11 protein-coding genes and 1 rRNA gene are annotated in these 14,822 nt (G+C 65.2%); 1 reads left to right on the forward strand and 11 read right to left on the reverse strand.

Annotated features, from left to right (window positions below):
- Window positions 1-7 precede the first annotated feature (7 nt).
- From mraY to coq7, 8 genes are all read right to left on the reverse strand, one after another.
- Window positions 8-1,177, reverse strand: coding sequence for a phospho-N-acetylmuramoyl-pentapeptide-transferase (gene mraY, locus LGM42_RS23460; protein WP_006477019.1), 1,170 nt, complete (start codon window positions 1,175-1,177; stop codon window positions 8-10).
- A 16-nt stretch (window positions 1,178-1,193) separates the two neighbouring features.
- Window positions 1,194-2,600: a UDP-N-acetylmuramoyl-tripeptide--D-alanyl-D-alanine ligase gene (locus LGM42_RS23465; protein ID WP_226233294.1), complete on the reverse strand. Its 1,407-nt coding sequence runs from the start codon at window positions 2,598-2,600 to the stop codon at window positions 1,194-1,196.
- On the reverse strand, window positions 2,597-4,135 hold the full coding sequence (locus LGM42_RS23470) for a UDP-N-acetylmuramoyl-L-alanyl-D-glutamate--2,6-diaminopimelate ligase (protein WP_226233295.1): 1,539 nt from the start codon (window positions 4,133-4,135) through the stop codon (window positions 2,597-2,599). Before LGM42_RS23470 ends, LGM42_RS23465 begins: the two co-directional genes overlap by 4 nt.
- Window positions 4,132-5,979: a peptidoglycan D,D-transpeptidase FtsI family protein gene (locus LGM42_RS23475; protein ID WP_226233296.1), complete on the reverse strand. Its 1,848-nt coding sequence runs from the start codon at window positions 5,977-5,979 to the stop codon at window positions 4,132-4,134. The genes LGM42_RS23470 and LGM42_RS23475 overlap by 4 nt, the downstream gene beginning before the upstream one ends.
- Window positions 5,976-6,317, reverse strand: a complete 342-nt coding sequence (ftsL, locus tag LGM42_RS23480; RefSeq protein ID WP_059580826.1) for a cell division protein FtsL — start codon at window positions 6,315-6,317, stop codon at window positions 5,976-5,978. The genes LGM42_RS23475 and ftsL overlap by 4 nt, the downstream gene beginning before the upstream one ends.
- On the reverse strand, window positions 6,314-7,255 hold the full coding sequence (gene rsmH, locus LGM42_RS23485) for a 16S rRNA (cytosine(1402)-N(4))-methyltransferase RsmH (RefSeq protein ID WP_059581194.1): 942 nt from the start codon (window positions 7,253-7,255) through the stop codon (window positions 6,314-6,316). Before rsmH ends, ftsL begins: the two co-directional genes overlap by 4 nt.
- Window positions 7,256-7,278: 23 nt before the next feature.
- A complete protein-coding gene (mraZ, locus tag LGM42_RS23490; protein ID WP_006487094.1) occupies window positions 7,279-7,707 on the reverse strand; it encodes a division/cell wall cluster transcriptional repressor MraZ in 429 nt (142 codons plus the stop codon).
- A gap of 386 nt (window positions 7,708-8,093) precedes the next feature.
- Entirely contained in the window at window positions 8,094-8,720 is a 627-nt protein-coding gene (gene coq7 / locus LGM42_RS23495) for a 2-polyprenyl-3-methyl-6-methoxy-1,4-benzoquinone monooxygenase (protein WP_226233297.1), read from the reverse strand.
- Between the two features lie 276 nt (window positions 8,721-8,996).
- On the opposite strand from coq7, the gene LGM42_RS23500 reads away from it, so the two are divergent.
- On the forward strand, window positions 8,997-10,148 hold the full coding sequence (locus LGM42_RS23500) for a porin (RefSeq protein WP_059580821.1): 1,152 nt from the start codon (window positions 8,997-8,999) through the stop codon (window positions 10,146-10,148).
- Window positions 10,149-10,436: 288 nt separating this feature from the next.
- Here LGM42_RS23500 and LGM42_RS23505 read toward each other — a convergent pair whose 3' ends face one another.
- The 3 genes from LGM42_RS23505 to rrf form a co-directional block, all read right to left on the reverse strand.
- Window positions 10,437-12,110: a long-chain fatty acid--CoA ligase gene (locus LGM42_RS23505; RefSeq protein WP_060312574.1), complete on the reverse strand. Its 1,674-nt coding sequence runs from the start codon at window positions 12,108-12,110 to the stop codon at window positions 10,437-10,439.
- Between the two features lie 136 nt (window positions 12,111-12,246).
- Complete coding sequence (locus LGM42_RS23510; RefSeq protein WP_226233298.1) at window positions 12,247-14,322, reverse strand: molybdopterin-dependent oxidoreductase; 2,076 nt, start codon at window positions 14,320-14,322, stop codon at window positions 12,247-12,249.
- A 378-nt stretch (window positions 14,323-14,700) separates the two neighbouring features.
- A 5S ribosomal RNA gene (gene rrf / locus LGM42_RS23515) occupies window positions 14,701-14,813 on the reverse strand.
- Between the last annotated feature and the right edge of the window lie 9 nt (window positions 14,814-14,822).

Raw genomic sequence — 14,822 nt, forward strand, 5'->3', positions numbered from 1 at the left:
CTTTCCTTTACCGCAGCTTGAGGGTGGTCAGACCGAACAGGCACAGCATCAGCGTGATGATCCAGAAACGCACGACCACCTGCGTTTCCTTCCAGCCGGACAATTCGAAATGGTGATGCAGCGGCGCCATCTTCAGCAGGCGCCGGCCTTCGCCATAACGCTTCTTCGTGTACTTGAACCACGACACCTGCAGCATCACCGACAGCGTTTCCGCGACGAAGATGCCGCCCATGATGAACAGCACGATTTCCTGGCGTACGATCACCGCGACCGTGCCGAGCGCGCCGCCCAGCGCCAGCGCGCCGACGTCGCCCATGAACACCTGCGCGGGGTGCGTGTTGTACCAGAGGAACGCGAGCCCTGCCCCGCCCATCGCGGAACAGAAGATCAGCAGTTCGCCCGCGCCGGGGATGTGCGGAAACAGCAGGTATTTTGAATAGACCGCGCTGCCCATCACGTACGCGAACACACCGAGCGACGCGCCGACCAGCACGACCGGCATGATCACGAGGCCGTCGAGGCCGTCGGTGAGGTTCACCGCGTTGCTCGCGCCGACGATCACGAAGTAGGTCAGCACGATGAAGCCCCACACGCCGAGCGGGTAGCTGATCGACTTCAGGAACGGCAGCATCAGGTCGGCGCGCGCCGGCAGCCCCATCGACAGGCCGCTCCTCACCCACGCCATGAACAGGTCGAACACGCGAACGTTGTTCGCCTCGGACACGCTGAACGCGAGATAGACGGCCGCGAACAGCCCGATCACCGACTGCCAGAAATACTTCTCGCGCGACGACATCCCGCGCGGGTCCTTGTGGACGACCTTGCGGTAATCGTCGACCCACCCGATCACGCCGAAACCGAACGTGACGAGCATCACGATCCAGATGAAACGGTTCGTCAGGTCGCCCCACAGCAGCGTCGCGACCGCGATGCCGATCAGGATCAGCACGCCGCCCATCGTCGGCGTGCCGGACTTGACGAGGTGGGTCTGCGGGCCGTCCTTGCGCACGGCCTGCCCGACCTTCATTTGCGTCAGCTTGCGGATCACCCACGGTCCGCACACGAGCCCGATCCCGAGCGCGGTGATGGTGGCCATCACCGCACGGAACGTGAGGTACGTGAACAAGCGCAAAAAGCTTGCGTCTCCTTGCAGCCATTGCGCCAGCGCCAGCAGCATGCTTCCTTCCTTCTACTCAGTGTGCGGCGGGCACCGTGCCCGCCGCGGGTTGGTTCGTCAGCGCGTCGACCACGCGCTCCATCTTCATATACCGCGAGCCCTTCACGAGCACCGTCGCCTGCGCGCCGTAACCGGCCGCGAGCAGCGCCGACACGAGCGCGCCGACGTCGCCGAAATGGCGTGCGGTGTCGCCGTAGGCCGTGCACGCGTCGCGCGATGCGTCGCCGAGCGCGAACAGCGCGTCGATCCCGCGTTCGCGCGCGTACGCGCCGATCTCGCGGTGGAAGACCGGCCCTTCATCGCCGACCTCGCCCATGTCGCCGATCACCAGCACGCGCGGCGCCGGATGTGCGGCGAGCACGTCGATCGCGGCGCGCATCGAATCGGGGTTCGCGTTGTAGGTATCGTCGACGACCGTCGCGCCGGCGAGGCTGCCGACGCTCGCCTGCTTCACTTGCAGCCGGCCCTTGACCGGTTCGAACGATTCGAGCCCCTGCCGGATCGCCGACAGCGCGACGCCGGCGCCGAGCGCAGCGGCCGTCGCGGCGAGTGCGTTGCGCGCGTTGTGTTCGCCGAGCGCGCGCAGCCGCACCGTGACGGCACCCGCCGGCGTGTCGATCGCGAGTTCGCCGCCGTGCAGGCGACCGACGACCTGCGCGTCGTTCTGCCGTTCGGCGTCGTGCAGCGCGAAATCGAGGATCCGGTTGCCGGTCGCCGCGACGCGCCAGATGCTTGCGTACGCGTCGTCGGCCGGGAACACCGCGACGCCGTCCGGCGGCAGCGCATGGATCACGGCTGCGTGTTCGAGCGCGACGGCTTCGACCGTCGCCATGAATTCCTGGTGCTCACGCTGCGCGTTGTTGACGAGCGCCACCGTCGGCGCGGTAAGACGCGCGAGGACTTCGGTTTCGCCCGGGTGGTTCATGCCGATCTCGATCACCGCGAGACGATGCGCGGCCGACAGGCGCAGCAGCGTCAGCGGCAGGCCGACATCGTTGTTCAGGTTGCCGGCCGTCGCGAGCCGCGCGTCGGCGCCTACCGCCGCCGCGAAGATCGACGCGATCATTTCCTTGACGGTCGTCTTGCCGTTGCTGCCCGTCACCGCGACGAGCGGCAGCGGGAACCGCATGCGCCAGCCATGCGCGAGCGCGCCGAGCGCGGCACGCGTTTCGCCGCCTTCGATCATCGGCATCGCGACGCCCGCCGGCGCGTGCGCGACGAGCGCCGCGGCCGCTCCGCGCGCGGCGACGTCGCCGAGAAAGTCGTGCGCGTCGAAGCGCTCGCCCTTCAGCGCGACGAACAGGTCGCCCGGGCCGACCGTGCGGCTGTCGGTCGACACGCGGTCGAACGTGACGCCCGCGTCGCCATGGACGGTGGCGCCGGGAATCAGGCGGGCGGCTTCGCCGAGACTGAGCATCGTCATTCGGCGCCTCCCTTGCCGTGCGTCGCGCGCGCCGCGAGCGCGAGCCGTGCGTGGTCCTGGTCGGAGAATGCGCGTTTCTTGCCCATGATTTCCTGCGTGGCCTCGTGGCCCTTGCCGGCCAGCACGACGACGTCCTCGCGTGCGGCACCGCGCACGGCCTGCAGGATCGCGCTCGCGCGATCCTCGATACGGCGTGCGCGATCGGGTGCGGTCATGCCCGCGACGACCTGATCGATGATGCGCTGCGGATCTTCGCTGCGCGGGTTGTCGCTCGTGACGACGGTTTCGTCGGCGAGCCGCTCCACGATCGCGCCCATCAGCGGGCGCTTCGTCGCATCGCGATCGCCGCCGCAACCGAACATGCAGATCAGCCGGCCACCGCGCGCCGCGGCGATCGGGCGCAGTGCATCGAGCGTCTTTTCGAGCGCATCGGGCGTGTGTGCGTAATCGATCACGACGAGCGGTTCGTCGTTCTGCAGCCGGCCGCCAAGCCGCTGCATCCGGCCGTTGACCGACTCGAGCCGCTCGATCTCGGCGAGTGCCGCGTCGAACGGCATGTCGGCCGCGAGCAGCGAACCGAGCACGGCAAGCAGGTTGCTGACGTTGAACGTGCCGAGCGTGCCGACCTCGACGTCCGCGTCGCCCCACGACGAACGCAGGCGGAATGCGGTACCCGTCGCGGTGGCGCGCACGTCGAGCGCGACCAGCGCGCGATCGGCGTCGGGCGCCGGTGCGTCGCCGATTCCGTACGCGATCGTGCGCACGCGGCCGGCCAGTTTCTCGAGCAGGCGGCGGCCTGCCGCGTCGTCGCGGTTGATCACCGCCGCGCGCAGGCCGCGCCATGCGAACAGCTTCGCCTTCGCGGCCTCGTACGCGTCGAACGTGCCGTGATAGTCGAGGTGATCCTGCGTGAGGTTCGTAAACACCGCGATGTCGAACGCCGTTCCGTTCACGCGCCCCTGGTGCAGCGCGTGCGACGATACTTCCATCGCCACGGCCTGCGCGCCCGCGTCGCGCAATTGCGCGAGGCTGCGCTGCAGCTGCGGCGCGTCGGGCGTCGTGAAGCCCGTCGGCACGAGCTGGCCGGGCATCCCGGTGCCGAGCGTGCCGATCACCGCGCACGGCTCGCGCAGCGCCGTCAGTGCGGTGGCGATCCATTGCGTGCACGACGTCTTGCCGTTCGTGCCCGTGACACCGATCGCGAGCAGGCTGTCGCTCGGATCGCCGTACCAGCCGCTGGCGATCTCGCCGGCGAGTTGATCGAGCGCCGGCACCGCGAGCGCGACGGGTACGGCCGGCGCGTCGACCAGCCCTTCCGGCTGATACAGCACGGCGGCCGCGCCGCGTGCGACGGCGTCGGCCATGAAAGCGCGGTTATCTGCCCCGTCGACCGCATACGCGACGAACACGTCGCCAGCCTCGAGGCTGCGCGTGTCGGCATGCAGTTGCGCCGCGGGGGCCACATGCTGACGCAGCCACGCGAGCGCGGCTGCGATCTGCTGATGCGCCGGATGGGAACTGCGGGCGGCGCTCATCGAACAACTCCTGGTGAATTACGGGTCGTGCTGGATACGATCATATGCTTCGCGCCGCCCCCCGTAGCCAGCTTTTGCGGGCCTTTTGCGGCAGCGGAGTCCGGCGAATCGTCGGACACGACGAGCTGCTTGATCGGCATGTTCGGCGGCACGTTCAACGCGCGCATCGTGTCGCCGGCGATCGCCGAGAATACGGGGCCCGACACCTGGCCACCGAAGTGGCTACCGGCCGTCGGCTCGTCGACCGACACCGCGATCACGACGCGCGGGTTCGGCATCGGCGCCATCCCGACGAACGACGCGCGGTACTTGCGCGTGTAGCCGTGGCCTTCGTGCTTGTACGCGGTGCCGCTCTTGCCGCCGACGCGATAGCCCGGCACGGCCGCATCCGGCGACGTGCCGCCCGGCGCGACGACCGTCTCGAGCATCGCGCGTACTTCGCGCGCGGTGGTCGGGTTGAACACCTGCGTGCCCGCGATCGGCTGATTGGGGTCGGTCTTGAAAATGGTCACGGGCATCAGCTCGCCGTCGTGCGCGATCGCCGTATACGCCCGCGCGAGCTGGAACAGCGACACCGACAGGCCGTAGCCGTACGACATCGTCGCCTGCTCGATGCGGCGCCAGCTCTTCCACGGCCGCAGGCGGCCGGCCACCGCGCCCGGGAAGCCGACCTTCGGCGCCTGGCCGAGGCCGATGCTCGTATACATGTTCCACATTTCCTCGGGCCGCATCGTCATCGCGATCTTCGTCGCGCCGATGTTGCTCGACTTCTGGATCACGCCGCCGACCGTCAGCGTGCCGAAGCCGGCGTCATCGGTGATCGGCGCGCCGTCGAGCACGAAATGCCCGTTGCCCGTCTCGACGAGCGTGTTCGGCGTCACGCGGTGCAAGTCGAGCGCGAGCGATACCGTAAACGGCTTCATGATCGAGCCCGGCTCGAACACGTCGGTCATGATCCGGTTGCGCAACTGCTCGCCGGTCATGCGCGAGCGGTCGTTCGGGTTGTACGTCGGATAGTTGACGAGCGCGAGTACTTCGCCGGTACGCACGTCGACGACCATCGCCGCGCCGGCCTTCGCCTTGAACTTCTCGACGGCGGCCTTCAGGTTCGCGTACGCGATGTACTGGATCTTGCTGTCGATCGACAGGTCGACGTCGGTGCCGTTGTGCGGCGGGATCTGCTCGGCGACATCCTCGACGATGTGCCCCATCCGGTCCTTGATCACGCGACGCATGCCCGACGTGCCGGACAGCATCTTCTGGTCGCCCAGCTCGACGCCTTCCTGCCCTTCGTCCTCGACGTTCGTGAAGCCGATCAGGTGAGCGGTGATCTCGCCTTCCGGGTAGAAGCGCTTGTATTCGTTGCGCTGATAGATGCCGGGAATGTCGAGCGCGGCGACCTTGTCCGCGACGTCGATCGGCACCTGGCGCTTCACGTAGACGAAGCCCTTGTCTTCCGACAGCTTCACGCGCAGTTCCTTCGGCGTCATGCCGAGGAGCTTGCCGAGCTGGTTGATCTTGTCGGCGTCGAGATCGTCCGGCACCGCGTCGGGAATCGCCCAGATCGCGCGCACGGGCAGGCTCGTCGCGAGCACGAGCCCGTTGCGGTCGAGGATCTTGCCGCGCGTCGCGGGCAGTTCGATCGTGCGCTGGTAGCGGCTTTCGCCCTGCTTCTGATAGAACGCGTTGCCGGGCCCCTGGATCCAGAACGCCCGCGCGGCCAGCGCGACGAACGCCATGAACAGCAGGAACACGACGAGCTTCGAGCGCCACATCGGCAGATGCACGCCCAGCACCGGGCTCGACGAGAACTTCACGTTCTGGCGCTTCGGGGACGGCTTCATCGCGCGCCTCCCTTGCCCTTGCCGGCCGTGTCGGCCGACGCCGGGATGGGCGCGTCGATCGCCTTCGCGGCGCCCGGCGGCAGCGTCAGGTATTGCGTGCGGCCCGTCGAGATCGCCTGCATTTTCAGCGAATCGTTCGCGAGCTGCTCGATGCGCGACGTCTTCGACAGCGCGCTCTGCTGATATTGAAGCTGCGCGTAGTCCTGCTGGAGCTGACGCTCCTGCGACTGCGCGCGCTGCAGCTGGATGAAGATCTGACGTTGCTGGTTCGTCGAGTTGACGACCGACAGCGCGCAACCCATCACGATGATCAGCAGGAAGATATTGAGGCGGCTCATGGCGTGACGCGCTCCGCGATGCGCATCACGGCCGAGCGGGCGCGCGGATTCGCAGCGACTTCCGCGTCGCTCGGAAACTGGCGGCTGATGATCTTGAGCGGCGGGCTCGGGAGATCGACGGCGCGGATCGGCAGGCGACGATCGACCGCAGGCGCACTCGCGTGCGCCTGCATGAATCGCTTGACGATCCGGTCCTCGAGTGAATGAAAGCTGATGACCACCAGCCGCCCCCCTTGCTCCAGCAACGACAGTGCCGCGTCTAGTACGACTTGCAGGTCCGCAAGCTCTTGATTGACGTGAATCCGTATAGCCTGAAAGGTGCGGGTTGCCGGATCCTTGCCCTTCTCACGGGTTTTGACGACGTGACCCACGATTTGGGCAAGCTCGCCCGTGGTGTCGAGAGGCCCAAGACGGTCGGACTCTGCCCGGCGAGCAACAAGCGCCTTTGCAATCTGAAAAGCAAACCGTTCTTCCCCATAATCCCGTATCACCTCCGTCAATTCCTGCACCGAAGCCCGCGCGAGCCATTCGGCCGCCGACTCGCCACGCGTCGGATCCATTCGCATGTCCAGCGGACCATCGGCGCGGAAACTGAAGCCGCGCGCCGGATCGTCCACCTGCGGCGAGGACACGCCCAGGTCCAGCAACACCCCCGACACCTTCTCGACGCCGCGCGCCGCAAGCGCGTCGCGCATCGATGCAAAGCTGTCATGCACGATCGAGAAGCGCGCATCCTCGATGCCCTGCGCCGTCTCGATCGCCCTCGGATCCTTGTCGAACGCGATCAGCCGCCCGGCCGCCGCCAGCCGCGCGAGCACCGCGCGGCTGTGGCCGCCGCGCCCGAACGTGCCGTCGACATACACGCCGTCCGGCCGCGTCACGAGCGACTCGACCGCCTCATCCAACAGCACCGTCCGATGCCGCAATTCATTTCCCATCGCGGGCGTCTCCGTCACCGCAATCAGAACGTGAAATTCTTCAGCGCGTCGGGCATGCCCTGCGCCATCGCTGCCTGCTCCTTCGCGTTGTAGGTCTGCGAATCCCACAGCTCGAAGTGACTACCCATTCCCAACAACATGACTTCCTTTTCCAGTCCGGCTGCCATGCGCAGCTCGGGCGATACGAGAATCCGGCCCGCGCTGTCGAGATCGACATCCATCGCATTGCCGAGAAAAATTCGCCGCCACCAGTGCGCGTCCATCGGCAGCGCGGCGATCTTGGCGCGGAACACTTCCCATTCGGGGCGCGGAAACAGCAACAGGCAGCCGTCCGGGTGCTTGGTCACAGTCACCCGTCCTTCTGCCTGTCCTTGCAGCGCTTCGCGATAGCGAGCCGGCACCGACATCCGCCCTTTCGCATCGAGCGTCAGCGCCGACGCCCCTTGGAACACTTTCCGCTCTCCCGTTCAGGGCACCGAAGCACCCGCTCAATGCTGAGAATTTAGCCGGAACAGCCTGCTAAATCACACAAAAATACACTTTCTCACACTGTCTCCCACTTTAGTGGAAGGGTGTGGCACGGTCAAGGGAGCGGCCCGCTTTTTTGACGAATTTTGTTAGTTAGAACAAGGACTTACGCGCACAAGCTCATGCGGCCCCTCATACCAAAAACCGTTATAAATGAATGAGCTAGTGCAACTTGTGAAGGTGATACGTGAGAAAGACGGGCCAGACGGGCGTGCGGACGGGGCTTTCGGGGGCGGGAAAACGAGGAGTAAGCGGGCGATGCCGGAGGCGGCGAACCGGGGCGACGTCCCACGCCGCCCCGGCGCAAATCTCAGAGATAGTACGCGGTGCTCGTCATGACTTTCGACGCGGCACGCATCAGCATCCGCGCGGGCAGCGGCAGCTCGATCCCGCCGGCGTCGGTCGCGGCCTTGCCGTGCTTCACTTCGTCGATCCGCATCTGGTCGACGATCGCGCGCGACGCGGCGTCAGTGGCCGGCAACTCCGACATGTGACCTTCGAGATGGCTCTCGACCTGCCGCTCCGTCTCGGCCATGAAGCCGAGGCTGACCTTGTCGCCGAGGGAGCCGGCCGCCACGCCGATCGCGAGCGCGCCGGCATACCACAGCGGATTCAGCAGGCTCGGCCGCGAGTCGAGCTCCTTCAGCCGGTGCGCGGTCCACGCGAGGTGATCCTCCTCCTCGCGCGCGGCCTCCTCGAACATCGCCTTCGCCGACGCCGTGCGCGCGGTGAGCTTCTGCGCCTGGTAGAGCGCCTGCGCGCAGACCTCGCCGACGTGGTTCACACGCATCAGTCCGGCCGCGTGCGTGCGCTCGGCGGGCGTCAGTTCGACGTCCGGCGCATCGGCCGGCACGGGCACCGGCCGGCTCATCCGGCTAATGCCGGTCAGCGATCGCAGGCCACGATCGAATTCGCTGATCAGTTCATCCAACACCATCCTGTTCTCCTGGCTGCAGGTGCCGCTGCGCGCGGCAAGGGCACGAGTCCGCTGCGTAACCGACTTGATTATTCAGCGGAAATTGCGGTTAACCCGTGATTTTAACCATTGTTGCATAAAGGAAACATGGCGACCTTGAGCAGCAGCATTTCGCTTTGTGGCAAAAATCGGCTTTGCTACATTACGTCCGACTTCTTGCGAAGTTGATGGGGCTCGTCGACAGAACATAACTATCCGCCCCGTCAAAAAAATTCAGTGATTCTTGGAGATCCGCTAATGAAAAAGTCGCTTCTCGCGCTCGTCGCGCTGGGCGCGTTCGCTGGCGCTGCCCATGCGCAAAGCAGCGTGACGCTTTACGGCATCATCGATGAAGGCTTCCTCTTCAACAACAACGCAGGCGGCAAGCACCTGTACGGCCTCGCCAGCGGCGTGATGCAAGGCAGCCGCTTCGGCCTGCGCGGCACCGAAGACCTCGGTGGCGGCCTGAAGGCGATCTTCACCCTCGAAAACGGTTTCGACGTGAACAGCGGCAGGCTCGGTCAGGGCGGCCTGATGTTCGGTCGTCAGGCTTACGTCGGCCTGTCGAGCCCGTACGGTACGGTCACGCTGGGTCGTCAGTACGACTCCGTCGTCGACTTCGTCGGCCCGCTCGAGGCAGGCGACCAGTGGGGCGGCTACATCGCCGCTCACCCGGGCGACCTCGACAACTTCAACAACGCGTATCGCGTGAACAACGCGGTCAAGTTCACGAGCGCGAACTACGGCGGCCTCACGTTCGGCGGCCTGTACAGCTTCGGCGGTCAGGCGGGCCAGTTCTCGAAGAACCAGGTCTGGTCGCTCGGCGCCGGCTACACCAACGGCCCGTTGGTGTTGGGCGTCGGTTACTTGAACGCACGTACGCCGAACCAGTTCGGCGGCATGTTCAACAACGGCTCGACGTCTTCGTCGGTCTCGTCGCCGATCTACGGCGCGTACGCGAACAACGCGAACACGTACCAGGTCATCGGCGCGGGCGGTGCGTACACGTTCGGCGCGGCGACGATCGGTGCGACGTACTCGAACACGAAGTTCAAGGGCTTCTCGGCAGGCCCGTTCGTGAACCAGACCGCGACGTTCAACAATGGCGAAATCAACTTCAAGTACCAGTTGACCCCGGCGTTGATCCTCGGCGCGGCGTACGACTACACGCAAGGCAGCAAGATCGACGGCAACTCGGCGGCCAAGTACCACCAGGGCTCGCTGGGCGTCGACTACTTCCTGTCGAAGCGCACCGACGTCTACGTGATCGGCGTGTACCAGCACGCATCGGGCAACGTGCTCGATTCGAACGGCAACGTCCTGAAGGCAACGGCAGCGATCAACGGTCTGGCCGGGTCGAGCACCAGCAACCAGGTCGCGGCACGCGTCGGTATCCGTCACAAGTTCTAATCAGCTTGTCTGACAAGCCGCGGCATATTGAAGGCGCCTTCGGGCGCCTTTTTCTTTTCCGGGGCGGCGGGGAGGCCGGCGGGTGGCGGGTCGGCGGCAGTGGGTCGAGCGGGTCGACGGTAGACGCACGTCGCGGCGCGCCGTCCCCTCCCCCCGACCGTCAGGCCGAAACGCGAGGCTTGCCGCGGTCTCCCGCACGTAACGCGCGCTTCCGTCATCCAGCCCGCCCCACAGACAAAAAACCCGGCAAGTGCCGGGCTTTGTCGTTCGATCGCATCGTTGCGCGCGTTACGCGCGTCCGTCGCGCAGTTCGCGCCGCAGGATCTTGCCGACGTTCGTCTTCGGCAGCTCCGTGCGGAACTCGACCAGCTTCGGCCGCTTGTACCCGGTGAGCCGCTCCTTGCAATAGGCGAGGATGTCCTTGTCGGTCAGCGCCGGATCCTTTTTCACGACGAACAGCTTCACGGCTTCGCCGGAATGCTCGTCCGGCACGCCGACCGCCGCCACCTCGAATACGCCCGGATGCGACGCCACCACGTCCTCGACTTCATTCGGATACACGTTGAAGCCGGATACGAGAATCATGTCCTTCTTGCGATCGACGATCTTCACGTAGCCGCGCGCATCCATCACGCCGACATCGCCCGTCTTGAAGAAGCCGTCCGCGAACATGACCTTCGCGGTCTCGTCCGGCCGGTTCCAGTAGCCAGCCATCACCTGCGGCCCGCGGATGCAGATCTCGCCGGGTTCGCCGAGCGGGACGTCGTTGCCGGCATCGTCGCGGATCGCGACTTCGGTCGACGGCAGCGGCAGACCAATCGTGCCGCTGTATTCGGTCGCCGTCACGGGGTTGCAGGTAGCCACCGGCGACGTTTCGGACAACCCGTATCCTTCGATGATCGCGGTGCCGGTCTTTTCATACCAGCGCTTCGCCACGCCTTCCTGGATCGCCATGCCGCCACCGTTGGCGATCACGAGCTTCGACAGGTCGAGCTGACCGAATTCGGGATGGTTCAGCAGCGCGTTGTACAGCGTGTTGACGGCCGGAATCGTCGAGATCTGGTAGCCCTTCAGCTCCTTGATCATCCCGGCGATGTCGCGCGGGTTCGGGATCAGGATGCCCATGCCGCCCGTGCGCATCGTCAGGAAACCGCAGACGGTCAGCGCGAACACGTGATACAGCGGCAGCGCGACGACCGTCACGAACTGTTTCACGTCCGGGAATTTCTCATGAGCCGGATGGTGCCAGGCGCCCGCCTGCAGCACGTTCGACACGATGTTCCGGTGCAGCAGCGTCGCCCCCTTCGCGACGCCGGTCGTACCGCCCGTGTACTGCAGGAAGGCGACGTCGTCGGGGCCGATTTTCTGCGGCTTGAACGCCTGCCGCGCGCCTTCCGACAGCGCGGCCTTGAAGCGCGTGAACGACGGCAGTTGCCACGCCGGCACCATCTTCTTCACGTTGCGCACGACGTAATTGACGAGCCATCCCTTGATGCCCAGCAGGTCGCCCATCGATGCGACGACCACGTGCTTGACGGCCGTATTGGCGATGACGGCCTGCAGCGTCGACGCGAAATTCTCCAGGATGACGATCGCCTCGGCACCACTGTCCTTCAGTTGATGCTCGAGCTCGCGCGGCGTATAGAGCGGATTGACGTTGACCACGGTATAGCCGGCGCGCAATACCGCGGCGATCGTCACCGGGTATTGCAGCACGTTCGGCATCATGATCGCGACGCGCGCCCCGCGTGCCAGACCGCGGGATTGCAGCCACGCACCGAACTGGCGCGACAGCGTGTCGAGTTCGCCGTACGTAATGCCCTTGCCCATGCAGACGAACGCGGTACGGTCCCGATACTGACGGAAGCTCTCGTCGAGCAGGTCAGGGACAGACGGATAAGGCGAGGAGTCAATTTCGGCTGGAACGCCGGGTGGGTACGATTTCAGCCAAATTTTGTCCATACCGCGCGTCTCCTCACAGATTTTCGAATGGTCGTGCTAAAACGCATCCTAACGGCTCCCCCGCCCCGAGACAACAGGGTTAGATGTCCACTTCGAACTTCCTATCGATATCGTCTGATCATACGGCAATATTCGATCAAATCCGCTCAACTTCCACAAGACAATCGTAAAACGTCGCCGAATTGCCCAGATCGGTCAGCGCCTGGCTCGTCACTTCGTTCGCGTTCCTGCCGTCCGGCGACAGCTTCTTCCACCAGATCGACAACCCGACGACCAGCCCGGCACGCGCACGATCGGTAATTCGCGCGAGCGCCTGCATCGAGCCGCGGTCATTGAAGATCCGGACGACGTCGCCCTCCGCGATGCCGCGCGCGCTGGCGTCGGACGGGTGCATGTCGAGGTGCGGCTCGCCTTCCGTCGAACGCAGGCTGTCGACGTTCACGAACGTGCTGTTCAGGAAGTGGCGGGCCGGCGGCGAAATCATCGCCAGCGGATAGCGTGCGGCGAGCTCGGGCGCGGCTTCGGCCGATTCGAACGGCGGCAGGTAGTCGGGGACGGGATCCTTGCCCACCTGCTCGAGCCGCGGGCTGTAGAACTCGCACTTTCCCGAAGGCGTGCGGAAGCCGCCGTTCGCGAACGGCGCGTCCGGCAGCTTGAGCTTCAGCCAGCCGGCCTGCTTCAGCGTGTCCCAGTCGCTGTCGAGCGCCGGATCGTCCCAGCGAAGCGCCGCGCGCGCGACCTCTTCGTCGCTGTGATAGAGCGCGGGCTCGTCGAGGCCCATACTGCGTGCGATCCCGCGAAAGATCTCCGTGTTCGGCCGCGCGTCGCCCACCGGCGGAATCGCCGGCAGGTTTGCCATCACGTAGGTATGGCCGTACGACTTATGGACATCCAGATGCTCGAGTTGCGTGGTCGCCGGCAATACAATGTCGGCGAAATCGGCTGTATCTGTCTTGAAGTGCTCTAGAACGACCGTGAACAGATCATCGCGTGCGAAGCCTGCGGCAACCTTCGACGAATCGGGCGCGACCGCGACCGGATTCGAGTTGTACACGATCACCGCTTCGACTTTCGGCCCGAATGTCGCGTCACCCGGGTGCAGCAACGCGTCGCCGATCGCATTCATGTTGATGATGCGCGGCAGCTTGTGCGGCCAACCCGGCATCAGATCCGGACGCAGCAGCGCCGCCTGGTTGACCGGTGCGGATTCCGACGACGAGAGCAGCAGGCCGCCAGCCCGATCGCGCCATGCTCCCGTTAACGCCGGCAGGCTGGCGATCGCGCGCACGGCATTGCCGCCGCCGCGAACACGCTGCATGCCGTAGTTGAGGCGGATCGAAGCCTTGCGGGTGGCGCCGTAGCGACGCGCAAGATCGATCAGTTCCGATGGGTCGATGCCGCAGATCTGCGCAACGCGTTCCGGCGGATAGGACATGGCGCGCGCCTTGAGCGCGTCGAAGCCGAGCGTATGGTCGGCGATGTAACGGTGATCGAGCAGGTTTTCGGTAATCAGCACATGCATCATGCCGAGCGCAAACGCGCCATCGGTACCGGGCTTCAATGCGATGTGCTGGTGGCATTTCTCCGCGGTCAGCGAACGATACGGATCGATCGCGACAAGACGCGCACCCCGGCGCTTCGCTTCCTGCGCGCGGGTCCAGAAGTGCAGGCTCGATGCAATCGGATTCGCGCCCCATATCAGAATCAGTTCGCTTTCCTCGAAGTACTCGAGATGCATGCCGACGTTGCCGCCGTACGTATATCGCAACCCCGCTGCGCCGGCTGCCGAGCAGATCGTGCGCTCGAGCCGCGAGGCGCCGAGCTTGTGAAAGAAGCGCTGGGCGATGCCCTCGCCTTGCACGAGCCCCATCGTTCCCGCATAGCTGTATGGCACGATCGCCTCCGGCGCGCGCGCGGCGATTTCACCGAGGCGACGCCCAATCTCGTCGAACGCCTCGCTCCAGCTGATTGGCATGAAACGCCCTTCCCCCTTGGCACCGACACGCTTGAGCGGGACAGTGAGGCGGTCGGGATGATGAACGCGATCCGCGTATCGGCTCACTTTCGTACACAACACGCCCTGCGTCGGCGGATGGTCGGGATCGCCCGTGACCTTGATCGCCTTGCCATTTTCGACGGTCACACGCATTGCGCATGTGTCCGGACAATCATGCGGGCAAACGGCCCGGGCTACTTGGGTGGCGGCGTTCATGGTCTTGAATGCAGAGATGGGGATTCGCAAATTTTACGTGGACACGCCGAATAACGCGTTCATTTCGCACCGATTGGGGATTATCTGACCGAAGACCAAGTGGAGGTGCCGGTGCAGTGGAGGGAAAGCAACCGCACTGGACTGCTTGCCGGTGAGGCGCTTCAAGGCAAATGCGACCTTGATCGGAGATACGGCCAGTATGCGGCTGAATCACTAGAGATGGCAGCCATTGGGAGAATCGACGCCGCGATCGATGTGTCGGACGGGAAGTTCACTCAGGTAGGTCACCTTGGCAACGCTTTGCCCGTCCGCGTGCATTTCCATCGCCGAAATGCAAAAACCCCCGCCTTGTCGGGCGGGGGTTCTTGGCTTGAGGGAGCCTGACGATTACCTACTTTCACACGGGAATCCGCACTATCATCGGCGTAGAGTCGTTTCACGGTCCTGTTCGGGATGGGAAGGGGTGGGACCGACTCGCTATGGTCATCAGGCAAAGGGGG

The organism is Burkholderia sp. AU39826, assembly GCF_020419965.1.
GTDB lineage: Bacteria > Pseudomonadota > Gammaproteobacteria > Burkholderiales > Burkholderiaceae > Burkholderia > Burkholderia semiarida.

Excerpts from the sequence above, each read along its gene's own strand:
- LGM42_RS23500 (WP_059580821.1), top strand. The coding sequence starts at position 8,997 with ATGAAAAAGTCGCTTCTCGCGCTCGTCGCGCTGGGCGCGTTCGCTGGC.
- LGM42_RS23505 (WP_060312574.1), bottom strand. The coding sequence starts at position 12,110 with ATGGACAAAATTTGGCTGAAATCGTACCCACCCGGCGTTCCAGCCGAA.
- LGM42_RS23475 (WP_226233296.1), bottom strand. The coding sequence starts at position 5,979 with ATGAAGCCGTCCCCGAAGCGCCAGAACGTGAAGTTCTCGTCGAGCCCG.
- LGM42_RS23470 (WP_226233295.1), bottom strand. The coding sequence starts at position 4,135 with ATGAGCGCCGCCCGCAGTTCCCATCCGGCGCATCAGCAGATCGCAGCC.
- LGM42_RS23510 (WP_226233298.1), bottom strand. The coding sequence starts at position 14,322 with ATGAACGCCGCCACCCAAGTAGCCCGGGCCGTTTGCCCGCATGATTGT.
- ftsL (WP_059580826.1), bottom strand. The coding sequence starts at position 6,317 with ATGAGCCGCCTCAATATCTTCCTGCTGATCATCGTGATGGGTTGCGCG.
- coq7 (WP_226233297.1), bottom strand. The coding sequence starts at position 8,720 with ATGGTGTTGGATGAACTGATCAGCGAATTCGATCGTGGCCTGCGATCG.
- mraY (WP_006477019.1), bottom strand. The coding sequence starts at position 1,177 with ATGCTGCTGGCGCTGGCGCAATGGCTGCAAGGAGACGCAAGCTTTTTG.
- LGM42_RS23465 (WP_226233294.1), bottom strand. The coding sequence starts at position 2,600 with ATGACGATGCTCAGTCTCGGCGAAGCCGCCCGCCTGATTCCCGGCGCC.
- rsmH (WP_059581194.1), bottom strand. The coding sequence starts at position 7,255 with ATGGGAAATGAATTGCGGCATCGGACGGTGCTGTTGGATGAGGCGGTC.